Source organism: Saccharopolyspora sp. NPDC002578, assembly GCF_053592695.1.
The window spans coordinates 1-22,240 of the sequence record NZ_JBSFWJ010000023.1 but is presented as its reverse complement, the minus strand read 5'-3'; the positions used below and the strand labels follow the sequence as shown (position 1 = coordinate 22,240).

At 71.8% G+C, this 22,240-nt stretch carries 18 protein-coding genes; 7 read left to right on the top strand and 11 right to left on the bottom strand.

Going from position 1 to position 22,240, the window contains the following annotated elements; genetic code table 11:
• Nucleotides 1-10: 10 nt before the first annotated feature.
• The 9 genes from tsaD to ACWD38_RS13745 form a co-directional block, all read right to left on the bottom strand.
• Nucleotides 11-1,066, bottom strand: a complete 1,056-nt coding sequence (tsaD, locus tag ACWD38_RS13785) for a tRNA (adenosine(37)-N6)-threonylcarbamoyltransferase complex transferase subunit TsaD (RefSeq protein ID WP_450124170.1) — start codon at nt 1,064-1,066, stop codon at nt 11-13.
• A complete protein-coding gene (rimI, locus tag ACWD38_RS13780) occupies nt 1,063-1,557 on the bottom strand; it encodes a ribosomal protein S18-alanine N-acetyltransferase (protein ID WP_450124169.1) in 495 nt (164 codons plus the stop codon). The genes tsaD and rimI overlap by 4 nt, the downstream gene beginning before the upstream one ends.
• The gene (tsaB, locus tag ACWD38_RS13775; RefSeq protein ID WP_184483074.1) at nt 1,554-2,321 is read right to left on the bottom strand and encodes a tRNA (adenosine(37)-N6)-threonylcarbamoyltransferase complex dimerization subunit type 1 TsaB; all 768 of its coding nucleotides are present in this window, start codon (nt 2,319-2,321) and stop codon (nt 1,554-1,556) included. The genes rimI and tsaB overlap by 4 nt, the downstream gene beginning before the upstream one ends.
• Before the next feature lie 422 nt (nt 2,322-2,743).
• Nucleotides 2,744-6,535, bottom strand: a complete 3,792-nt coding sequence (locus ACWD38_RS13770) for a glycoside hydrolase family 2 TIM barrel-domain containing protein (RefSeq protein ID WP_450124168.1) — start codon at nt 6,533-6,535, stop codon at nt 2,744-2,746.
• A gap of 660 nt (nt 6,536-7,195) precedes the next feature.
• Complete coding sequence (locus tag ACWD38_RS13765; RefSeq protein WP_184483070.1) at nt 7,196-7,630, bottom strand: thioesterase family protein; 435 nt, start codon at nt 7,628-7,630, stop codon at nt 7,196-7,198.
• Nucleotides 7,627-8,586, bottom strand: coding sequence for a 3-hydroxyacyl-CoA dehydrogenase NAD-binding domain-containing protein (locus ACWD38_RS13760; RefSeq protein ID WP_184483068.1), 960 nt, complete (start codon nt 8,584-8,586; stop codon nt 7,627-7,629). The genes ACWD38_RS13765 and ACWD38_RS13760 overlap by 4 nt, the downstream gene beginning before the upstream one ends.
• On the bottom strand, nt 8,586-9,476 hold the full coding sequence (locus tag ACWD38_RS13755; protein ID WP_184483066.1) for a BKACE family enzyme: 891 nt from the start codon (nt 9,474-9,476) through the stop codon (nt 8,586-8,588). The genes ACWD38_RS13760 and ACWD38_RS13755 overlap by 1 nt, the downstream gene beginning before the upstream one ends.
• Before the next feature lie 223 nt (nt 9,477-9,699).
• Nucleotides 9,700-10,278 (bottom strand): SanA/YdcF family protein, encoded by a 579-nt coding sequence (locus ACWD38_RS13750; RefSeq protein WP_184483064.1) that lies wholly within the window; start codon nt 10,276-10,278, stop codon nt 9,700-9,702.
• A gap of 82 nt (nt 10,279-10,360) precedes the next feature.
• On the bottom strand, nt 10,361-11,923 hold the full coding sequence (locus ACWD38_RS13745) for an alkaline phosphatase D family protein (RefSeq protein WP_184483062.1): 1,563 nt from the start codon (nt 11,921-11,923) through the stop codon (nt 10,361-10,363).
• 897 nt (nt 11,924-12,820) lie between these two features.
• Between ACWD38_RS13745 and groES the strand changes: the two genes are divergently transcribed.
• A complete protein-coding gene (gene groES, locus ACWD38_RS13740) occupies nt 12,821-13,111 on the top strand; it encodes a co-chaperone GroES (RefSeq protein ID WP_184483059.1) in 291 nt (96 codons plus the stop codon).
• 282 nt (nt 13,112-13,393) lie between these two features.
• Nucleotides 13,394-15,010 (top strand): chaperonin GroEL, encoded by a 1,617-nt coding sequence (gene groL, locus ACWD38_RS13735; RefSeq protein ID WP_184483057.1) that lies wholly within the window; start codon nt 13,394-13,396, stop codon nt 15,008-15,010.
• Between the two features lie 200 nt (nt 15,011-15,210).
• On the opposite strand, the gene ACWD38_RS13730 is transcribed toward groL, so the two are convergent.
• Entirely contained in the window at nt 15,211-15,513 is a 303-nt protein-coding gene (locus ACWD38_RS13730) for a WhiB family transcriptional regulator (protein WP_184483055.1), read from the bottom strand.
• Nucleotides 15,514-15,718: 205 nt separating this feature from the next.
• Between ACWD38_RS13730 and ACWD38_RS13725 the strand changes: the two genes are divergently transcribed.
• The 4 genes from ACWD38_RS13725 to ACWD38_RS13710 all read left to right on the top strand — a co-directional run bounded on the left by ACWD38_RS13725 (nt 15,719) and on the right by ACWD38_RS13710 (nt 20,442).
• Nucleotides 15,719-16,996 (top strand): MerR family transcriptional regulator, encoded by a 1,278-nt coding sequence (locus tag ACWD38_RS13725; RefSeq protein WP_184485788.1) that lies wholly within the window; start codon nt 15,719-15,721, stop codon nt 16,994-16,996.
• A gap of 298 nt (nt 16,997-17,294) precedes the next feature.
• Entirely contained in the window at nt 17,295-17,891 is a 597-nt protein-coding gene (locus ACWD38_RS13720) for a response regulator transcription factor (protein WP_184483053.1), read from the top strand.
• A gap of 646 nt (nt 17,892-18,537) precedes the next feature.
• Nucleotides 18,538-19,110 (top strand): sigma-70 family RNA polymerase sigma factor, encoded by a 573-nt coding sequence (locus tag ACWD38_RS13715; protein ID WP_184483051.1) that lies wholly within the window; start codon nt 18,538-18,540, stop codon nt 19,108-19,110.
• Between the two features lie 123 nt (nt 19,111-19,233).
• On the top strand, nt 19,234-20,442 hold the full coding sequence (locus ACWD38_RS13710) for an anti-sigma-D factor RsdA (RefSeq protein WP_450124167.1): 1,209 nt from the start codon (nt 19,234-19,236) through the stop codon (nt 20,440-20,442).
• A gap of 168 nt (nt 20,443-20,610) precedes the next feature.
• Here the strand turns inward: ACWD38_RS13710 and ACWD38_RS13705 are convergent, their stop codons facing one another.
• Nucleotides 20,611-21,012, bottom strand: coding sequence for a DUF5319 domain-containing protein (locus tag ACWD38_RS13705; protein ID WP_184485785.1), 402 nt, complete (start codon nt 21,010-21,012; stop codon nt 20,611-20,613).
• Nucleotides 21,013-21,252: 240 nt separating this feature from the next.
• On the opposite strand from ACWD38_RS13705, the gene guaB reads away from it, so the two are divergent.
• Nucleotides 21,253-22,240 (top strand): IMP dehydrogenase (gene guaB, locus ACWD38_RS13700; RefSeq protein WP_450124166.1); only part of this gene is annotated, 988 nt, incomplete at its 3' end.

Genomic DNA, 22,240 nt, shown 5'->3' with positions numbered 1-22,240 from the left:
GTTCGGCACGTCAGTTCACGACGATGGTGTCCACGGGAAGGCCGGGCGCGGCGGCGAGGTCCAACGGCGACGGCTTCGCACCCGAAGCGACGACGTGCGCGCCGAGCGCGGCGATCATGGCGCCGTTGTCCGTGCACAGCCGGGGCTTCGGCACCCGCAGCGCGATGCCCGCCGCCGCGCAGCGCTCGGCGGCCAGCGCCGACAACCGCGAATTCGCCGCCACACCACCGGAGATGACCAGCGTGTCCACCCCGAGGTCCTGCGCGGCGCGCACGGCCTTCGCGGTGAGCACGTCGGCGACGGCCTCCTGGAACGAGGCGCACACGTCGGCGACGGGGACCTCCCGGCCCGCCCGCTGCTCGGTCTCCACCCAGCGGGCCACCGCCGTCTTCAAACCGGAGAACGAGAAGTCGTGCCGCGAATCGCGCGGGCCGGTGAGCCCGCGCGGGAACGCGATCGCCTTCGGATCGCCCTGCTGCGCCAGTTTGTCGATCGGCGGACCACCCGGATAGGGCAGGTCGAGGATGCGGGCGACCTTGTCGTAGGCCTCCCCGGCGGCGTCGTCGATCGTGGACCCGACCTGCGTGATCCGCTCCGCGACGCCCTCCACCAGCAGCAGCTGGCTGTGCCCGCCGGAGACCAGCAGCGCCAGGCACCGCGACGGCAGCGCCCCGTGCTGCAAGGTGTCCACGGCGACGTGCCCGCCGAGGTGGTTCACCCCGTACAGCGGCACGTCCAGCGCCACCGAATAGGCCTTCGCCGCCGCGACGCCGACCATCAACGCCCCCGCCAGGCCCGGCCCCGCGGTCACCGCGATGGCGTCCACATCGGACAGTTCGAGTCCGGATTCGTCGAGCGCGCGCCGCATCGTCGGCGTCATCGCCGTCAAGTGCGCCCGGCTCGCGATCTCCGGCACCACCCCGCCGAAGCGGGCGTGCTCGTCGACGCTGGAAGCGACGGCATCGGCGAGCAGCTCGACCGAGCCGTCCGCGCCGAGCCGCACCAAGCCGACACCCGTCTCGTCGCAAGAGCTCTCGATGCCGAGCACGATCCGGTCGGTGGTCACGACGGACCACCTCCCTCCGCGGTGGGGGAATCGGCCGCGGGCCTGCGCATCGTGTGCGCGTCCGCGCCCGAAGGCTGGTAGTAGCGCTTGCGCAGGCCGACGATCTCGAACCCGTGCTTGCGGTACAGCGCGATCGCCGGGTCGTTGTCGGTGCGCACCTCGAGGAACGTGGTGGCGCGGTGCTCATCGGCACGGGCCAGCAGCCTGCGCAGCAGCGCCGCGCCGACACCGTGGCCCTGCTGCGCCGGGTCGACGGCCATCGTGTGCACCTCGGCGTCCACCTCCGGCGGCTTGCCCGCCAAGGACAGGCCCGCGTAGCCGATCAAGTTCTCGTCGGCGTCGTAAGCACCCAGGTAGTAGTGCCCGCGATCGATCTCGGCCACGAACGACTCCAGCGACCACGGGTCGTCACCGGGGAACAGGACCTGCTCCAGCTCGGCGCACCGCTTCAAATCGCTGCGGCGCAGCTTCGCCACGAACGGCGCGCTCATGCCGTTCCCCGCCGATCATCCGGGCTGACCTGCTTGCGCGGGCCCGGCGCGGTGGCGTCCGGGCGCCGCAGGTACATCGGGACCGGCGGCGTCGGCTCCGCGCCGCTCTGCAGGTCGTGGCGCGCCGCGGCGACCAGGCCCGTGGGAGTCGGGTACTCGGTGCCGAGCACGTCGAGCCCGAAGACCTCGCGGTGCGGCGCCGCCATCTCACCGACCGCGAAGTCCAAGTCCAGCCCGTCGATCTCAGCGGGCACGTCCGCCGGCCGGTGCACGTGCGGGCCCGTGAGCCGCTCGCGATCGGCGCCGTAAGCGGCCCAGTAGACCTCCTTGCGCCGCGCGTCCGTCGCGACGAGCAGCCGCAAACCGCCGGCCGAAGCCCCCGACACCGCGGCGCCGGGCTCACCGATGTCGGCGACGACGCCCTGACCCGCCGCGCCGTCCGGGACGGCGGCGGCGATGGCATCGAGGCTGCACACCGGGTGCACCGGCACGTCCAAGGCCTGCCCGAGCGCGGCAGCGGTGACCATGCCCGCGCGCAGCCCGGTGAACGGCCCCGGCCCCGAGCCCACCACGATCGCGTCCGCATCGGCGAGCCGATGACCCGCCTCCGCGACGGCCGCCATCAAGTGCGGCGTGAGCAGTTCGCCGTGCGCCCGCGCGTTCACCGTCACGCGTTGCGCGAGAGGCCGGGGCCCGCCGCCGTCCAAGGCGACCAGTCCAGCGGTCACCGCAGGCGTAGAAGTGTCCAACGCAATGACGAGCACAGCGAAAAAGACTACGTCAACGCTGGTCACCAGGGTTTCCGGGGTGCTGCTCCACGAGAACCTCGCGGCCGAAGGCCGTGCCTAGCGGCGAAGCCGTGCCTTGGGCGGCGAAGCCACGCCTGCCTGGCGGCCGAAGGCCGTGCCTGTATTCGCGCAGCGAATAGCCCACGTCGAAAAGCCGCCCACCGGCGGGTTCTCAGTGGCTTCCTCGCGAGGACAGCTTTTTTCCTCGTGGCGGAGCCACTTGGAAAAAAGATCCCGCAGCGAGGAAGCCACTGAGGTTCCGCTACCCGGACACCCGAGCAGAACGAGCCGTGGAAGCACTCAGTAGAGACGACCTTCCACCGCGCCACTACAACCACATGCCCGAACCGGGGAAGGCTTGAAAGCCGCTCCACATGCCCGACCGAGCGACTCCCCGATCAGCTGGGCCGTAGGACGACGGACGTCGTGTGCGGGACGTCGGCTCGGACTCGGTACTGGTCCTGGACCGGGACGGGGGTGTCGCCGAGGCCGGTGACCGCGCCTACGTGCAAGGTCACGAAGGGGTCCTGGCGCAGTTGGTGGGCGAAGTCGGTGCGTTCGGTGTTGGAGTGCCGTTCCGCCGCGACCGCCAAGTCCTCGCCGGACACCTGGAGCCCGCCGTCGGGGCCGGACAGCAGCGCCCACGCCGTGCCGATCTTCACGCCGTTGTCCTGCGGCGGCAGGAAGTCGAACCACTGCTCGTCCACCGTCGACGACCAGCGCCCCACGGGCTGCGAGTGGAACCGGTCCGGGTAGGACTCGCCGGGACCGCGCCCGTACCAGTCGAAGTCGGTGAACGACTCCGGCAGCCGCAGCGCGAACCCGGCCCTCGGCAGCCACGGCAAGGCCCTCGTGAGCGGCCCGAACGCCTCCACCGTGTGGTCCAGGGCGACCGCCCCGGACCCGTCCACGGTGTAGGTCCAGCGGCTGCCGAACCCCTCACCGGGCACGTCCGGCGCGGCCGAACGGGTGTCGACGGTGATCCGCGCCCGGCCGTCCGGCAGCGCGGTGGCGTCGAAGCCGAGGACCTGCGTGACCAGGCGGTCCAGCCCGGCCGCGCGGAACTTCGCCTCCGGTTCGATGCCGCTCCAGTCGCTCCACTCGTTGCCCGTCGGCGCCCGGAACACGTCCAGCTCCGGCCCGGCGACCAAGCGCTGCACGCCACCGGAGTCCATCGAGCTCAGCGCACCCGTCCGCTCGTCGAACTCGTAGCGGAAATCAGGCCCGGACACGGTGGCGCCGTCCACGGAGACCCGGCCGGGCGTCGAACCCTCGACGGGTGCGGGCGCCGGGTCGGTGCCGCCCGCGGGCAGCTGCTCGGCCGACACCACGTGACCCGCGGGCAGGCTCGGGGCGTCGGCGCGTTGCCGCGCCCGCAACTCCAGGAACCGCTCCGTCTTCCCCGCCTGCGGCAGGTCCAGCCGCACCTGCTCCGCCCCGCCCGCCGGGACCTCGACGTCGAGGGTGCCGCTCGCGAGTTCCTCGCCCGCCTCCACCAGCCGCCAGCTGAGGTCGTAGGCCGCGGTGGACAGCGTGTGGTTCAAGTTGCGCACGGTGAACCGGCCCGGTGCCCCCGCGTCCTCGAACCGAACCGGGGCGTGGCTGTAGGCCAGCTGCGCCAGCTCCGGCTGCGGCGTGCGATCCGCGTTGATCAGCCCGTTGGCGAGGAAGTTCGACGAGCCGTAGTCGTGGAAGGTGCCCTGCTGCCGCTCCTCGTCGAAGTTCAGCGCCAGCGCCGCCTCCCGCGCCGGATCGGCCGCGAGCTCCGCATCGCTGAGCGCCCGGTCGTAGATCCGCGCCGAGTCCACCACGGCGTGCGCGGTGCGGCCCGCGAACGAATCCGAGTGCTTCTCCTGGTTGCGGCCCACCGACACGGTGTACATCGTGTTCGACGCGATCTCGCCGGAGTACGGCTGCGCCGCGACCTCCTCGCCGTCGATCAGCAGCCGCACCTGCGACCCGTCGTAGACGCCGGTGAGCCGGTGCCACTTCCCCCACCAGTCGTCCGGCACCTCGACGCGGGCCGTGTGCCACGAATCCTCGCCGTAGACGAAGAACTCGACGTGCTCGGCGTCCGGCATCTGCAACGCCCACTGCTTGTCGCCCTTGGACAGGTACGTGCCCGATCCCTGCCAGGACAGCGGTTTCACCTGGACGTCCAAGGTGACGGCCTTGCCGGTGATCTCCAGCGCCGGATCGCGGTAGGCCTCCGCCCAGTCGTCCAGCCCGGACAGCTCGACCGCCTGCCCGGACACGCCCGGCACCGGCTTCGGATCGCCGCCGTAGTGCACCGGGACGTCGTTGCCGGAGGAGTCCGGCGCGATCCGCAGCGGCCGCACCAAGCCCTGGTCCACCCAGTCCCACACGAAACCGCCCTGCAACGACGGGTCCTCGCGGATGGTGCGCCACATGTCCTCGTAGTGCCCGAGGCTGTTGCCCATCGCGTGCAGCCACTCGCCCATCACGACCGGCTTCGTCGTCCGCTCCGCGATCTCGCGCAGGTGCTTCGGCGACGGGTAGCGCGGCCCCCACACGTCGGCGAACGGCGCGTCGCCGTCGGGGGAGTTGGACTGGTGGTACAGCGGCCGCGTCGGATCGGTGGCGTGCGCGTGCTCGGCCATCGCGTAGTGCGCGGCGCCCAGCCCCGCCTCGTTGCCGGTGTCCCACATGATCACGCTCGGGTGGTTCTTGTCCCGCTCCAGCAGCGCCTCGAACCGGTCCGCGAACGCCGCCTGCCACTCCGGCCGGTCGGCGAGGCAGTCCTGATCGCCGGTCGCCGTGCAGTCCTCGCGGTAGTGCGTCTCGACGTCGACCTCGTCGGCCAGCAGCAGGCCGTTCGCGTCGGCCAGCCGGTACCAGTACGGATCGTTCGGGTAGTGCGACGTGCGCACCGCGTTGACGTTGTGCTGCCGCATCAGCGCGACGTCCTCGCGCTGCCGGTCGCGGCTCACGGTCCGGCCCGTGTCCGGGTCGTGCTCGTGCCGGTTCACGCCGCGCAGGTCCACCGGTTTCCCGTTGAGCAGCAACTGCTCGTCGCGCACCTCCACCTCGCGGAACCCGACGGGCTGCTGCGTGGTGTGCACGACCCGGCCCTGCGCGTCGGCGAGCTGCACCACCGCCGTGTAGACCTCCGGCGTCTCGTCGCTCCACAACCGGGGCGCGCGGACGCGGCGGTCCAGCTCCACCGAGGCGCCCGGACCGGTGACGTCCACGCCCTGCGCGAACCGGTCCACCACGCGGCCCTCCGGGTCGTGCAGCGCGACCCGCACCTCGTGCGCGCCGACCGTGCCCGCGTCGTTGCGCACGTCCACGCCCAGCCGCACCGTCGCGTCGGTGTAGGCGTCGTCGAGCTCCGTGCGGATCGTGACGTCCTCCAGGTGCGTGCGCGGCACGCTGTAGAGGTGCGCGTCGCGGAAGATCCCGGACAGGTGCCAGAAGTCCATGTTCTCCAGGTAGCTGCCCGAACCCCAGCGGTGCACCTGCACGGCGATCGTGTTGCGGCCCGGCGCGAGATGATCGGTCACGTCGAACTCCGCCGGGGTGTAGCCGCCCTGGTCGTAACCCACGTAGCGGCCGTTGACCCACACGAACCAGCCGCTCGTGGCGCCTTCGAAGCGCAGCAGCTGCCGCCTGCCGTCCCAGTCGTCGGGCACCTCGAACTCGCGCACGTAGGCGCCGGTCGGGTTCACGTCGTCCGGCACGTTCGGCGGGTCGTAGGGCGCGACCTCCGACGGCACGTTCCGGTAGATCGGGCGGTCGTGGCCCTGCTGCTGCCACACGCCCGGCACCTCGGTCTCCGGCCAGTCCGCGCGGCCGTGCTGCCACCCGGCGGGCAGGTCCCGGTGGTGGTCGGCGTAGCCGAAGTGCCACGGGCCGTTCAACGGCAACGTCCACGGCGTCGGCTCGTCGGCCGCCGCGTCCAGGTCGTCGCGGGCGGCGCGCAACGCCTGCTCCGCGTCGGCGTAGGGGCGCAGCAGCGCGTGCGGCCGCTCCTGGTTCTCCCCGGTGCGCTCCGGATCGTCCAAGTAGGACTCGACGGCCGCCGGATCGCTCGGGCCGTCCACCGGCGCGGCCTGCGCGGGCGGGCTCAGCAGCCCCGCCGCGACGAGCAGCACGGCCAGCGAGGACAACGCCCGGACGCGGGCGGACTTTCCTGCCGGGATGAGCTGGGGGTGGCGCGCGGACCGCATGAGCCCTCCGTTGGTGCCCGATGCTGCGAGTGTTCTGTTGTGGAAGGCCGAGCCTTCGCCGGGTGATCCTGGCCGTCCCGGGCAAACCGGTCAACGGCCGTTCGTGATCTCCGCCCGAACAGCCCAGCTCCGCCGAACGGCCCAGCGCACAGGCCCGTGAGCGCCCTCGCGAAGCGAGGTGAACGGCCCGTTCGCCCAACCGGATCGGCCGACCGGTCCGTTCACCCCAAACCCCCGCACCCCGAACGCCCTCATGCCCGCGCACCCGAACCCGGGCGGCGAACCGAGTCAACGGACCGTTCGTCCAACGGGATTGGTCGAACGGTCCGTTCACTCCGGAAAGAGCTCCGGACGGCGACGGCGCCGGGATCTCAGGAGTGAGTGAACGGCCTGTTCGTCCAATCCGCTTGGACGAACGGTCCGTTCACCCGGCGAAAGCCCTACCGAACGCCGTGCTCCGTGGGCGAATCGAGCCGGGGAGGGGAGCGAGTGAACGGCCTGTTCGTCCAATCCGCTTGGTCGAACGGTCCGTTCACCCGGAAAAAGCTCCGGACGCCGCTCTGTCGTCGTCGGCTCCGGATCCCGGCAGGGAGTGAACGGACCGTTCGTCCAACGGGATTGGTCGAACGGTCCGTTCACTCCGGAAAATCAGCGCCCGGCTCAGCCGATGGCGCGGCCCGCGTAGGGCGGAGCCGGTTCGGTGGCGTCGGCGATCCGCCGGGCCACCTCGTCCGGGAACGGGACGGCCCTGCTCGCCGCCGAATCGACGTGCAGCGCCAGCAGCTCCTCGGTCGAGACGACCTCTCCGCCGACCGCCATCTCGTGGCACAGCACGAGCTTCTTCGACCCGCCGCCGACGACGCGGGAGGTGACGATCAGCTCCGAGTCCGGCCCGACCTCCCGCAGGTACCGGACGTGCGCCTCGACGGTGTAGAGCGAGCGGCCCGTCGAGGTGCGGTACTCCGCGTCCAAGCCGAGCCGGTCCATCACCGCGTCGGTGGCGAACCCGAACACCAGCACGTAGTACGCCTCGCTGAGGTGCCCGTTGTAGTCGATCCACTCGGGCCGGACCCGCTGCCGGAACTCACCGCTCACGCGCCGCCCCCTCGGACCTCGCGCACCGCGCGCAGCACGGCGATCACGGCCCGGTCCCGGTCGGCGACCAGGTCCGCGATGCTGCGGCCGTCGGCGGTCTCCTCGCAGCCCTCGACCATCCGGTCCCGCAGTTCCGCGGTGAGCTCCGGCGCCTCCAGCCGCGTCCACGGCGACTTCAGCGACGGCCCGAAGTGGTCCAGCATGTGCGCCATCCCGCCTTCACCGCCGGCGAGGTGGAAGGTCAGGCACGGTCCGAGGAACGGCCACCGCAGGCCGGGCCCCTCGGTGATGGAGGCGTCGATCTGCTCCACGGTCGCCTCGCCTTCGGCGACCATGTGCAGCGCTTCGCGCCACAGCGCCTCCTGCAGCCGGTTCGCGATGAAGCCGGGCACCTCCCGGTCCATCGTGATGACGGATTTGCCCGCCACTTCGAAGAACCGCGACGCCCACCGCACCGCTTCCGGCGCGGTCCGCTCGCCGCCGACGACCTCCACCAGCGGGATGAGGTAGGGCGGGTTGAACGGGTGCCCCACGACCAGCCGCTCCGGAGTGGCGCAGCGCTGCTGCATCTCCGTCATGCCGTAGCCGGAGGTCGACGAGGACACCACGACGCCCGCCGGGGTCGCCGCGTCGATCCGCGCCAGCAGGTCCTGCTTGAGCTCCAGGTCTTCCGGCGCGCTCTCCTGCACGAACTCCGCGCCCGCCACCGCTTCGTCCAAAGTGGACGTGACGGTGAGCGCGTCGCGGGAGGCGCCGGGCGCCAGACCCAGCTCGGTCAGCGCGGGCCACGCCGCGTCGACCAGCCGCCGCAGCTTCTGCTCGGCGTCCGGCGCGGGATCCCACGCGGTCACCCGGTAGCCGCGGGCCAGGAAGTGCGCCACCCAGCCGCCGCCGATCACGCCCGCGCCGACGCACGCGACGTGGCGCACCGATTCCGGTTCCACCGGAGCCCCCATCAGGCGTTCCTCCGCTTCAACCCGAGCTTCGCCCGAGCCTGGTCCGGGGTCGCGATCCGCGCGCCCATGCCTTCGACGATCGTCACCGCGCGCTCCACGAGCTGCGCGTTCGTCGCCTTCACTCCCTTGCTCAGGTAGAGGTTGTCCTCCAGCCCGACGCGGACCTCGCCGCCGAGCAGCGCCGACTGCGCGACCCACGGCAACTGGTTGCGGCCGATGCTGAAGCTGGCCCAGTTCGCGCCTTCCGGCAGCATCTTCACCATCGCCTGCAGCACGCCCGGGTCGGCCGGGGCGCCGTACGGGATACCCATGCACAGCTGGAACAGCGGCGGCGCGTCGATCAGGCCCTCTTCGATCATCTTGGTGGCGAACCACAGCTGGCCGGTGTCGAAGATCTCCAGCTCCGGCTTCACGCCGAGCTCCTGGATGCGCTTCGCGCCGGCGCGCAGCATGTCGGGGGTGCTGATGTAGAGCTGGCTGCCTTCGCCGAAGTTGAGCGAGCCGCAGTCCATCGTGCAGATGTCCGGCAGCAGCTCCTCCACGTGCGGCAACCGGTCGAGCCCGTTGACCAGGTCGGTGCCGTCCACCGGCTTGAGCGGATCGTCCGGGTCGATCACCAGGTCGCCGCCCATGCCCGCGGTCAGGTTGATCACGACGTCCACGCCGGATTCGCGGATGCGGCGCACCACCTCGCGGTACAGCGGGACCTCGCGGGAGCCCTGGCCGGATTCGACGTCGCGCACGTGGATGTGCACCACGGCGGCGCCCGCGTTCGCGGCCTGCACGGCGGACTCCGCGATCTGCTCGGGTGTCACCGGCACGTGCTCGCTGCGGCCGACGGTGTCGCCGGCACCGGTCAGCGCGGCGGTGACGATCACTTCCTCGTTCATGCGCCCTCCCCTGTCGTGGTCCGCTCGCGGCGGCCCGTAGCGCGGCGACGCTAGCAGGGGCGTTGCGATATTCGCAATGCTCCGTCCGGGGTGCGACGGCGCGGCGGGGAAGTGGCGTTCTCGCTAGCGGAAGGCACAGGAAGGCGAGGGGAGTGGTGTGGTCCAGGGCTCGGAACTGATCATCGAGTCAGTTCGTTGCGAACCTCGGTCAATGCTCGGCCGATCAGTGGCTGAACCAGAACGCCTTCGTCACGGCCAGGAACTCGCGCCGCGCCCCGCGCGCCGACACCCGCCGCAGCCCGTCCGCCGCCGCGTCGTGGCCCACGCCGAACGCGTCGATCCCGGCCCGGCGGCACAACGCGATCGACCGGCGCAGGTGGAACTTCGACGTCGCCACCGTGACCCGCCGCAGGCCGAACGCCGCGACCGCGCTCCGGCACGACGCCCAGGTGTCCACACCGGACTCGTCCAGCTCGATCGCCGACTCCGGAATCCCGTTGCGCACCAGGAATTCCCGCATCACGACCGGTTCGCTGTACCCGCGCGACCGCGGGCTGCCGCTGACCAGGATCCACCGCACCCGGCCCGCCCGGTACAGCTCCACGGCCACGACGAGCCTGCCCTGCAGGATCCGGCTCGGCAGCCCGTCGCGCCGCACCCCGGCGCCGAGGACCAGCGCGGCCTCCGTCGCGGGCACGTCGGCGAGCGTCCGCACCCGGCCCGAGCTGCGCACCCGCACCCACACCGACGGCAGCGCGCCCAGCGCGCCCAGACCCGCCGCCGCACACCATCGCCCACGCATCAGGCAAGTGTGCCGTGCCACCGGCCCGCGCGGTGCAGCGGCCGAACGGGTGCCGCCCGCCGTCGGGCGGCACCCGCGAGGCTCACGCCGGCTTCAGCCGCGGCTCGCCGTCGGCCACCACGAAGCCGCGTTCGGTGCGCACCTCCGCACCGGGCTTCGTCACCTCCGGGACGATCCGGTAATCGGCGCGCAGCTCGTCCGCGGTGAAGCGGGTGCGGACGTAGCCGCGGCGGTTCTTGTGGAACTTGATGTGCGGGTTCTCCGCGAGCACCGCGTCCTTCGCGTCGTCGTCCCCGTCGCCACCGCTGGTGATCGAGGTCGTGACGAGCTCGGTGCCGACCACTGCCGAGCCGGTGTCCTCGTGCTCGGCCTGCACCTCCGCCGCCCAGTGCCGGTGCACGTCCCCGGTGAGCACCACGCCGTTGCGGACCTGCCCGAGCCCGGCGGCGATCCGGTCCCGGTTCGCCACGTAACCGGCCCACGAGTCGGTGCTGAACGCGACGCCGTCGGTCAGGTCGTTGTCCAGGCGCGAGAAGAACACCTGCTGGCCCAGCACGTCCCAGCGCGCCGCGGAGTTCGCGAACCCGTCCAGCAGCCAGCGCTCCTGCTCGGCGCCGGTGATCGTGCGGTCCGGCTCCAGCCGCTGCGCGCAGTCCACGTTGCCGACGTCGCCGCAGGGCTGGTCGTCGCGGTACTGGCGGGTGTCGAGCATGTGGAACGTGGCCAGGCCGCCCCACTGCAACCGCCGGTACAGCCGCATGTCGATGCCCTCGGGCTTGGCCGTGGACCGCAGCGGCATGTTCTCGTAGTACGCCTGGAAGGCCGCCTTGCGCCGGTCGAGGAAACCGGAATCCGGCTTCTCCGGCGTCTCGTCGGCCCAGTTGTTCTCGGTCTCGTGGTCGTCCCACACGACGATCCACGGCGCCACGGCGTGCGCGAGCTGCAGGTCCTCGTCGGTCTTGTACTGGGCGTGCCGCTGCCGGTAGTTCGCCAGCGTCCGGGTCTCCGGCCCGAGCACCTTCCGCACGTCGTCGGCGTCGGCGGCGTACTCGTACTGGTAGTCGCCGAGGTGCAGGACCAGGCCGGGCTGGTCCTCGGCCAGCCGCCGGTAGGCGGTGAAGTGGCCCTGGCCGAAGTGCGCGCAGGACGCGAAGCACATGGTCAGCGGGTCCATCGAGCCCGGCGCGGGCGCGGTGCGGGTGAACCCGGTGCGCGAGACGGCGCCCTCGGCGCGGAACCGGTAGTAGTACTCGGCGCCGGGGCGGAGCCCGTCGAGTTCGACGTGCACGCTGTGCCCGAGCTCGGGCGCGGCCTGCGCTTCGCCGCGCCGGACGACGCGGCTGAACCGCTCGTCCTCGGCGACCTCCCACTGCACGGGGACGACCTTGGCCGGCATGCCGCCGCCACCGTCGTCGGCGGTCGGGTCAGGAGCGAGGCGGGTCCAGAGCACGACGCCGTCCGGCAGCGGATCACCGGAGGCGACGCCGAGCGTGAACGGGTCGGCGAGCCTGCCGGTGCCCGCGCCGGGCAGCGACAGCGGTCCGGCCGAGGCGGCTCCGCTCAGCGCGGCGGTGCTCACCGCGGCGGCGCCGCCGAGCAGCACGGCCCGGCGGGAAACGGATCGGGATGTGGTGGGGTCGGGCATTCGGGCGGTCCTCCCAGAACGTCGGTGGCTGCCGTCGAGGCGTGCGTGAGCACGCCGAACAGGGCTGTGTCCTGCTTTCGGCTTCACTCGAACGAGTGGAAAGGTATCCGCGCCCGGTGGGCATCCGGTTAACTTCTGGCGAAGACGGGTTGTTGATCACCGCGCCCGCGCTGCAGGTCTCCCGGGGCCGGTGCGAACCGGAACGGGAGGAAGGTCAGCGAGGGCGCCAGCCGGACCGGCCGGGAGGCCCGGACGGACCGGGAGGACGGGATGGGCGAGGGCGGCGTTCCCACGGGCGATTCGTGGGCTTCGTCGGAGCCATGCGGCAGAACCTAAGCCACATTGCCTCGATGGTGTGAACCGCCATCGGGTTCCGGTGACATTTCCCGCATGCCGATCTACCTGCGAAGATCGGCATCAGGGCCGGTCGGCGGCGACCGCGCCGCGCCGCCGCCCGGCCCGCTTCGCGCGGGCTCCCGCCCGCTCACCTGGCCGGTTCTCCCGGCGAAGATCGGCGCCGCTCCGGGCGCAAGATCGCGCGGGTGATCCGGAGGCCCCCGCGCGAGCCGTTTCCGTCTCGCGGCACCGGCGTCACCCCTTCGGAGCAGCGGTGCGCGAGGGGCGCGATCGGGCGCGTTCCCGGAACGCCGGCTCCGGGAGATCGCGACGGCTCCGGCAGGATCCGGGGAGCTCGGGGAAAGCCCCGCTCGTCCGATGTCCGCCTTCGAGTGACGGCTGAACGGGTGCCCGGTGGTTGAGCCTTGGCACTCGGCTGGGTAGAGTGCCAATCAGCACGGCGCCGCAGCGCCCCGGCACCCGCGACGACGGGGAGCCACGGAGCCGTCACCCAGACCAGAGCCAACGCTTACGCAGGCCCCAGAAGGTGGAGGTCACACCGTGGCGAGCATCAAGCCGCTTGAGGACAAGATCGTTGTCCAGGCGAGCGAAGCCGAGACGACGACTGCGTCCGGCATCGTGATCCCGGACACCGCCAAGGAAAAGCCCCAGGAGGGCAAGGTCTTGGCCGTCGGCCCGGGTCGCGTCGACGACAAGGGCAACCGCGTCCCCGTGGACGTGCAGGAAGGTGACGTCGTCATCTACTCCAAGTACGGCGGCACCGAGGTCAAGTACAACGGCGAGGAGTACTTGATCCTCTCCGCCCGCGACGTGCTGGCCGTCGTCAACTGACGACTTCCGCACCATGCGCACCCCACCGCCCCGGTGGTCCCGCCTCCGGGACCGCCGGGGCGGTGGTTTGTCCCAGGCCGGACGCCACGCCCCGCACGCCACTCGGCGACGCGGCGACTCCGCCGCCCCGACGTCCCACCCAGGCGACAGCCGACCGGACCAACGCCCCGGCCCCGCGAGCGCTCGCGGCCTCCGGCCGGGCGATGCGCCGGGTCGGTCGGAGCTCGCGCCGGGACGTTCGCGACCGGCACCTGAACACCCATGCTGAAGGGCTGTTGAAACATGGCTAAGCAGATCGCCTTCGACGAGCAGGCGCGCCGCGCGCTGGAGCGCGGTGTCAACCAGCTCGCCGACGCGGTGAAGGTGACCCTCGGACCGCGCGGCCGGCACGTCGTGCTGGACAAGCAGTTCGGTGGCCCGCAGGTCACCAACGACGGCGTCACCATCGCGCGCGAGATCGAGCTCGAGGACCCGTACGAGAACCTCGGCGCCCAGCTCGCCAAGAACGTCGCCACCAAGACCAACGACGTCGCGGGCGACGGCACCACCACGGCCACCGTGCTGGCCCAGGCCCTGGTCAAGGAGGGCCTGCGCAACCTGGCCGCCGGCGCCAACCCGGCCTCGCTGGGCAAGGGCATCCAGGCCGCCACCGACGCGGTCGTCGAAGCCCTCAAGGCGAAGGCCACCCCGGTCAAGGGCCGCGACAACATCGCCCAGATCGCCACCGTCTCCTCCCGCGACGAGAACATCGGCGCGCTGGTCGGCGAGGCGATGGAGAAGGTCGGCGAGGACGGCGTGATCAGCATCGAGGAGTCCTCGACGCTGGCCACCGAGCTCGAGGTCACCGAGGGCGTCCAGTTCGACAAGGGCTTCGTCTCGCCGTACTTCGTCACCGACTCCGAGCGGCAGGAAGCCGTCCTGGAGGAGACCCAGATCCTGCTGCACCGGGACAAGATCTCCAACATCCAGGACCTGCTGCCGCTGCTGGAGAAGGTCGCGCAGAACGGCAAGCCGCTGCTGATCATCGCCGAGGACGTCGAGGGCGAGGCGCTGTCCACCCTGGTCGTCAACGCGATCCGCAAGACCTTCAAGGTCGTCGCGGTCAAGGCCCCGTACTTCGGCGACCGCCGCAAGGCGTTCCTGGACGACCTGGCCGCCGTCACCGGCGCGCAGGTCATCGCCCCCGAGGTCGGGCTCAAGCTCTCCGAGGCAGGCCCCGAGGTCCTGGGCAGCGCCCGCCGCGTCACCGTCACCAAGGACGACACCATCCTGGTCGACGGCCACGGCGCCAAGGACGACGTGCAGGCGCGGGTCGAGCAGATCCGCAAGGAGATCGAGGCCAGCGACTCCGACTGGGACCGCGAGAAGCTGCAGGAGCGGCTGGCCAAGCTGGCCGGCGGCGTCGCGGTGATCAAGGTCGGTGCCGCCACCGAGACCGAGCTCAAGGAGCGCAAGTCCCGCATCGAGGACGCGGTCGCCGCGTCCAAGGCCGCGGCCGAAGAGGGCAGCGTGCCCGGCGGTGGCTCCAGCCTGATCCACGCCGCCAAGGCGCTGGAGGGCGACCTCGGCCTCTCCGGTGACGAGGCCACCGGCGTGCGGCTGGTCCGCAAGGCGCTGGAGGCCCCGCTGTTCTGGATCGCCAGCAACGCGGGCCAGGAAGGCGCCGTCGTGGTCTCCAAGGTCCGCGACCTGGACTGGGGCGCGGGCTACAACGCCGCGACCCTGGCCTTCGGCGACCTGCTCGAGCCGGGCATCGTCGACCCGCTGAAGGTGACCCGCTCCGCGGTCGCCAACGCGGCCTCCATCGCGCGCATGGTGCTGACCACCGAGAGCGCCGTCGTGGAGAAGCCCGAGGAGGAAGAGGAGCCGGCCGGTCACGGTCACGGCCACTCGCACTGACCCCCGCTGAACCGGGGCGCCCGTCCGGGGGCTCCGGTTCAGGGGTGCAACACGAGATCAGGGGCGGCACCTTCGCGGTGCCGCCCCTGATCTTTTTGCACGCCTGCCTCGGGGGCCGCCGCGGATGACGCCCCTCGCAGTCATCCGATTCGGCCTGCCCGTGCGGCGCCGCCACCGCCGTTCGTCGCGGCGGTCGCGTCTCATCCGGCCATTGCGGCCACCCTGCGCTTGCGGGTCTTGATGATCACTTCGCGCTCGGACTCGGAGAGCCCACCCCAGATTCCATAGGGTTCTTGCACTGCCAGCGCGTGCCGACGGCACTGATCGAGAACCGGGCAGTGCTGGCACACCTCTTTCGCCTTCGCCTCACGCCGCGCCCTTGCCGGGCCGCGTTCGCCGTCGGGATGGAAGAAGTACGCGCTGTCCATTCCGCGACACGAACCCTTGATCTGCCAGTCCCAGATATCGGCGTTCGGGCCTGGAAGACGTCGAGTGTCGGCCATTGCGACAACCACCTCCCACCGGTGGATCCCCTCCCCGCCACGGCGGCTGCCGTGGCCTCGCATGATCCAAGGTAGAACCGCGCCAATACTTGTTCAACCCCTTTCGCGCCGAAAGCTGTTCACTGACGGGTGATCTCTGACCGGTGGCATCCGGGAGTGCCCGCTTGCCACCGGCCGTCTCGATCCGGAACATGACCGCGTGACCATGCGGGAGGAACCCCTGTCCGGGCAGCACGGCGCTGCCCGGGAGGTTGATCCACGACTTGCCGACCACCTGGACGGCCCGGCCTTCCCCCGCGGCGCGGCGAACGCCGACGAAGATCGAGACGACGCCCGCCGCAAGATCGCCCGCGAGGCGGGGGAACGGCCTGCCGACGACGGTGCTCAGGCGGACACCGGAAGGCACCACCGCGCGCCCGAGGTGGAAGCCTCCGGTGCGCGAGGTGCCGACGCCGAGTCCGACCTCACCGCAGGAGTGCTCGGCTCCACCCCGGAGGAACCGCGGCTGACGGTGGCCGCCGTCGCGCGCAGGCTCGGCGTCGCTCCCGCGACGCTGCGCACCTGGGACCGGCGCTACGGGCTCGGCCCGACCGATCACGCCTCCGGCAGCCACCGCAGGTACGGCCCGGAGGACGTGGCGCGGCTCGAGCAGATGCAGCGCGCGCTGCTGCGCGGCGCCTCCCCGGCGGAAGCGGCGCGCTACGCGCTGGCGGCCACTCCGCCGCTGCCGCGCCATGCCGACGACGGCGCGCAGGCGGCTCCGCCCGCGCCGGCCGAGCCCGTCCTCATCTCCGGCGTCCTGGACCCCCTCGAACCCCCGGCCGTCGAGTCGACGTCCAACCCGGGCGGGCGGGGGCTGCGCCTCACCGGCGCCGGACCGCGCGCCCGCGGGCTCGGCCGCGCGGTGCTCGCGCTGGACGCCTGGCACCAGCAGCGCCTGCTCGCGGAGTCGATCGAGGCGCAGGGCGTGCTCGCCACCTGGCGGGAGGTGCTGTCCCCGGTGCTGACCGCGGCCGGCGAGCGCTGGCAGCACACCGGTGTCGGAGTGGAGGCGTTACGCCTGCTCACCGACAACGCGTCGACGGCGTTGCGGGCGGTGCTGGCCCGCGCGCCCGAACCGAGCAATCCGCGCCCGGTGCTGCTCGCGCCGGCGCCTGGTGAGCAGCAGGAGCTGGAGCTGGTCGCGCTGGCCGCGGAGCTGGCGTCGCGCGGCATCGGTCATCGCCTCTTCGGAGCCGGTCTGCCGCCGGAGGGCCTGCACGCGGCGGTGCGCCGGGCGGCGCCCGCGGTGATCGTGCTGTGGGCCGATCAGCCGCACTACGCGGCGCCCGCGCTGCTGTCCGACCTGCCCATCAAGCGGCAGCGCGCCGTGGTCCTCGCGATGGGCGCCGGATGGGCTCCGGGCAAGTTACCCGCTCCCGCTGAGACGGTCGCTTCGCTCGAGAGCGCGGCGGAACTGATCGGCCGGACCGTTCTCGACTAGAACGTGACGCAAATCACATTCGAACGTTGTCAGTTGATTGCCGGGTGTCGCGAGATCGGGTGGCGGATCGCTCGGCAGGCCCACGCACGGGTGAACATCGCAGGTATGGGCCTTAATCGGCGGGTGACGTAGGAAGGCGTGCGTGCCCGCGTCGGCCCCTGCTCCGTTCCGGTGAATATCTCGATGGGGTGGCGTGAGCCGATCTCTGGACGGATTCAGCACTAGATCGTGTCAAGGTCCGCCCCGCTGCGTCCGATAGGGGAAGTGGAACGTCACCCGCCTGCAGGAAGGAGTTCCCGTGACGACGGTCCTGATCTGCGATGACCGACGTAGCGTCCGGGAAGGACTCACTCGCGTGATGTCTGCTGTCCCCGGAGTGAGTCGGATTGATTGCGTAGCCCACGGTGATGAGCTGCTCGCCCGCTTCGCGCGGCAAGCGGTGGACGTCGTGCTGGTCGGCACCCAGCGAGCGGTGCCGAACGGTGTCGAGGCCACCAGACGGCTCGTCTCCGCTCATCCCCAAGCCAATGTGATCGTCTTCGGTGCGCCGGACGACGCGGGCAGCATCGCGGCGGCGATCGCCGGTGGTGCGCGCGGATACCTGCGCTGGGACGCCTCGCGGCCGGAACTGGTCGCCGCGCTGGCGCACACCCTGGCCAGCACGTCCGTCCCCGCGCCGCGGCAGCCGTCCGACCCGGGCGTGCAGCTCACCGAGCGAGAGCTGCAAGTGCTGCGGGGGATGAGCCAGGGCAAGAGCAACGGCCAGATCGGCCGCGAGCTCTACCTGTCCGAAGACACCGTCAAGACCCACGCCCGCCGGCTCTTCCGCAAGCTGGGAGTCCGGGATCGGGCGCAGGCCGTGGCGCACGGGTTCCGCCGGGGACTGGTCGCCTGAGCCGAACGGACTGCCACGGATGCCCACCTGCTCGCTCGATCATCCGGGTTCCGGTCGGAGCGCCACGTGCGCCGATCGCCCGCGGGCGGCGGACCGTGCCCCGCGCCGCACCGGTTCCGGGGCGCACGTCCCGGACGGTTCCGGCGCCCGGCCTGGCCCGGCGACCGAGTTCTCGCGCGCGAGGGCTCGACGGATGATCCGCGGAGGTTCCGTGGGAGCTCCTTCCTGTTGTGTGACGCCCCTCGCCGGAACGCGGCCCTCGGCCGCCACCCGGTTCACCTCGACGCCGCCGTTCGGGCTCGGCGGTGTCGGCAGGACTTCCGTCGCCATGCCCCGGTGCATCGCACCGGGACGTGGCGACGGACACGTCTCATGACCCGGCCAGGTCGAGCCGGGAGTCGATCGCGGTCGCCGCGTCCGCCCTTACCATCCGTCGATCAGTGCGAGTTCCGTACTGGGCGGACGATGCTCGGGTGGATATCTGGTAGTTATGGTTACGTGACAACGACCGCCGCTGGCCCCCACTCCCTGTTCAGGGATCTGTCCTTTCCCGGTACGGTGACCTCGGCGCTGCGTGCGGAGCACGTGATGTTCGCCGGGCAAATCCGAGTCGCTTGAACGCGTAACACCAGGGCTGCTGTCTGCGATGAGCAACGTGGGGGACGGGCTGGACGCACTTGTAGGCGCCGCCGTCGACGGCGATCGTCAGTCGATCGAGCGCTTGCTGGCCGAAATCCGTCCTTTGGTGGTGCGGTACTGCCGCGCCAGGGTAGGACGAAACGAACGGTCGTTCGCTTCGGCGGATGACGTCGCCCAGGAAGTGTGCCTCGCCGTGTTGACGGCGCTGCCCAGCTACCGGGACCAGGGTCGTCCTTTCCTGGCGTTCGTGTACGGCATCGCCGCACACAAGGTGGCTGATGCGCACCGAGCGTCGGCCCGCAACCGCTCCGAACCGGTGGCGGACGTTCCGGACACCCCGGAGTCCGAGGCTGGACCGGAGCAGCGGGCCATGCAAGGTGAGCTTTCGGGCAGGATGGCGCAGCTATTGCGTGTCCTCCCGGCCAAGCAGCGGGAGATCCTGCTGCTCCGGGTGGTCGTCGGGTTGTCCGCGGAGGAAACCGCCGAAGCGGTCGGTTCGACTCCGGGAGCGGTGCGGGTGGCACAGCACCGCGCACTGGCCCGGCTACGCAAGACGCTGTCCGCGGAGGAGGTGGTCTGAATGGTCGAGCGGGAAGAGCCCGAGCGCTCCCCGAAAAGGGAGCACACCTCGGACGTTCCCGTCGATTCCGGCCGGCAGGACGACCGTGCGGGCGAGACACGTGCTTCGGAGGACTCTCCGGCCGTGCCCGCCGCTGGCGAGGGAGCCGAGCTGATCGACAATCGAGAGTCCGACTCCGCCACCTCGGTGGCAGCCGGGTCGAACGCCGCCGGGGTCACCGACGGTCCGGTGCCGGACGCCGAGGACCACTCTACCGGCCATTCGGCCGATTCGGCCACGTACGACGAACCCGCCGCGCGGGTCGACGGCGCGGATGACGACGCGGCAGCGGAGTCGACGATCCGCGTCGCGCGCCCCGAGGAGGAGTTCGAGGCGGAGCCGGTGAGCGCCGGCGCCACCGTCCTGGACTTCCGGCAGCGCCCGCTGGCGACCGATGCCGCCGCCGACACCGCGCAGGCGACCGCCGCGGGGCTGATCGATCCCGACGAGGTCGGCGCGGAGCCGCTGAACCTCTCCGAACTGCAGGCCGACGACGCGCTGCTCGACGCGCTCGGCGGCACCAACCCGAGCGTGCCCGCGGAATCCGCGGACACCGGGCCCGGGTTGGAGTCGCTGCTCGTCGCGTGGCGCCGGGAGGTCGACGCGGCCCCGATCGGTGACCTCGTGGACACCGACGCCGCCGTCGCCGCGATCGCCGCGGGCAGCCGTCCGCGGCGCAAGTCCCGCCGCAGGCACCTGGTTCCGGTGGCCTCGGCCGCGGCGGTGCTGATGATCGGTTTCACCGGTGTGGGCCTGGCGGCGCGGGACGCGATGCCCGGCGACATGCTGTGGGGTGTGGCGCAGGTGCTCTACACCGACCACGCACAGGAGTCCAAGGCCGCGGCGCAAGCCCAGGACCAGCTCGACCAGGCCGAGGAGCAGTGGAACTCGGGCCAGCGCAGCGATGCGCGGGCCTCGCTCGCACTCGCGCGCCGGACGATGCAGGACGCCGGCGACCGGCTGAAGGAGCTGGAAGCGCAGCACGAGGCGTTGCGGCAGCAGTTCGAAGGCTCCCACCCGTCCGACCCGTCGACCTCGGAGTCCACGTCGAGTTCGGACCACGTGCCGACGACGACCGTGGAGCCGCCGCCGCCGTCGCACCCGCAGGTGCCGCCGACGGACCTGCCGACGCCGACGTCGCCGAGCACGCCGAGCTCCTCGCAGGAGCCGACGGAGCCGACCACGCAGCCGAGCGAGACCAGCGGGAGCACGGACGTGCCCTCCAGCGGGAGCACCGACGGTTCCACCTCGGACCCGAACCACGGCGGCGGGTTGTTCCCCCGGCCGAACTGAACATCCGGATCCGCGTCCACCAGGGCGCGGATCCGTTCTTTCGGCGGAGTTCGGGATGAATCCCGTTCGTGGCTGAACTCCGGCGCGCGCCGGACCAGGGCGGGAGAGTGCCGGATCAGGGCCGCCGCGGGCGCGCGGCATCGCTGCGGGAACCGGTCGAGCGCACCGTCAGCGGCTGCTCTCGTTCTCCGTCTCGGTGACGCCGTCGGCGAAGCCGCGGCAGTACTCCCAGCTCATGTAGTCGCTGGGGTCCGGGGAGAAAGCCGGTTCGTGCGGGCGCATCCGACCGTCGTGCAGCAGCTGCTCCAGGCTGGAGCGCAGCAGCTCCCAGTCGTGGTAGTGCGGCTCGCCGCAGTCGGTGCAGTCCACGACGATGCCGCGGACTCCGCGCGGCTCCAGCAACGCCTGGTAGACCGCGAGGTCGGTCAGATCGGACAGCAGTTCGGCTCGTTCGTCCTCGCCCAGCGGCGGGCCGAACTCGGGGTCCTGGTCGTCGAGCGCTCTGCTCGGATCGTCCGGGTCTCCCGCGAACGGGTCTGGGGGAAGCGGATCGTGCGGCACGGACGGCACGGTACCGCCCACCGCGACCTGCACTCCCGCTCGGGGCGCCCGCGCGGGGGCGCACGCGCGGGCGCCCCACCGCTGACCATCCCTGACCAGCGGGTCTCTATCATGGGTGAATCGCACCTGCCGCTCGCGCCGGGGACGTCGTCGAACCGCCGTTTCCGGTGGCCCGGTATCGCCGATGCGCCCCCGCCCGGAACCTTCGGTAACCACACCGTTGCTTGCAGGAAGGCACACCGCCTCGCCATGACCAGCGAACTGACCGCCCCCGGATTCCCTGCGAAGTTCGCGACGCTCGGGTTGACCTTCGATGACGTGCTGCTGCTTCCCGATGAGTCCGATGTGATCCCCAGCGGCGTCGACACGGGCACCCAGCTGTCGCGCAACGTGCGGCTGCGGGTGCCGCTGGTGTCCGCGGCCATGGACACCGTCACCGAGGCGCGGATGGCGATCGCCATGGCCCGCCAGGGCGGTGTCGGCATCCTGCAGCGCAACCTCTCCGTCGAGGAGCAGGCCGCGCAGGCCGAGGTCGTGAAGCGCTCCGAAGCGGGCATGGTCACCGACCCGGTGACCTGCTCGCCGGAGGACACGATGGGTGAGGTGGACGCGCTGTGCGCCCGCTTCCGGATCTCCGGGGTCCCGGTGACCGACCCGGACGGCACCCTCGTCGGCATCATCACCAACCGCGACATGCGGTTCGAAGCCGATCACACCCGGCGGGTGCGCGAGATCATGACGCCCGCGCCGCTGGTGACCGCGCAGGTCGGCGTGACCGCCGAAGCCGCGCTCGGCCTGCTGCGCAGGCACAAGGTGGAGAAGCTGCCGATCGTGGACAACGCGGGCAAGCTCCGCGGGCTGATCACGGTGAAGGACTTCGTCAAGACCGAGCAGTACCCCAACGCCACCAAGGACCCGGACGGCCGGCTGCTGTGCGGCGCGGCCGTCGGCGTCGGCGCCGACTCGCACGAGCGCGCGATGGCGCTGGTCGACGCCGGAGTCGACGTGCTGATCGTGGACACCGCGCACGGCCACTCCCGCGCCGTGGTGGAGACGGTGGCCACGTTGAAGAAGGAACTGGGCCACTCCGTCGACGTGATCGGCGGCAACGTCGCGACCCGCGCCGGGGCGCAGGCCCTCGTGGACGCCGGGGCGGACGCGGTGAAGGTCGGCGTCGGGCCCGGCTCGATCTGCACGACCCGCGTCGTGGCCGGGGTGGGCGTGCCGCAGATCAGCG

Coding starts and splice junctions, on each gene's coding strand:
- ACWD38_RS13715 (WP_184483051.1), top strand. CDS start 18,538: ATGAGCAACGTGGGGGACGGGCTGGACGCACTTGTAGGCGCCGCCGTC.
- ACWD38_RS13750 (WP_184483064.1), bottom strand. CDS start 10,278: ATGCGTGGGCGATGGTGTGCGGCGGCGGGTCTGGGCGCGCTGGGCGCG.
- ACWD38_RS13760 (WP_184483068.1), bottom strand. CDS start 8,586: ATGGGGGCTCCGGTGGAACCGGAATCGGTGCGCCACGTCGCGTGCGTC.
- ACWD38_RS13730 (WP_184483055.1), bottom strand. CDS start 15,513: ATGGCCGACACTCGACGTCTTCCAGGCCCGAACGCCGATATCTGGGAC.
- ACWD38_RS13725 (WP_184485788.1), top strand. CDS start 15,719: ATGCGGGAGGAACCCCTGTCCGGGCAGCACGGCGCTGCCCGGGAGGTT.
- ACWD38_RS13745 (WP_184483062.1), bottom strand. CDS start 11,923: ATGCCCGACCCCACCACATCCCGATCCGTTTCCCGCCGGGCCGTGCTG.
- ACWD38_RS13770 (WP_450124168.1), bottom strand. CDS start 6,535: ATGCGGTCCGCGCGCCACCCCCAGCTCATCCCGGCAGGAAAGTCCGCC.
- groL (WP_184483057.1), top strand. CDS start 13,394: ATGGCTAAGCAGATCGCCTTCGACGAGCAGGCGCGCCGCGCGCTGGAG.
- ACWD38_RS13755 (WP_184483066.1), bottom strand. CDS start 9,476: ATGAACGAGGAAGTGATCGTCACCGCCGCGCTGACCGGTGCCGGCGAC.
- rimI (WP_450124169.1), bottom strand. CDS start 1,557: ATGAGCGCGCCGTTCGTGGCGAAGCTGCGCCGCAGCGATTTGAAGCGG.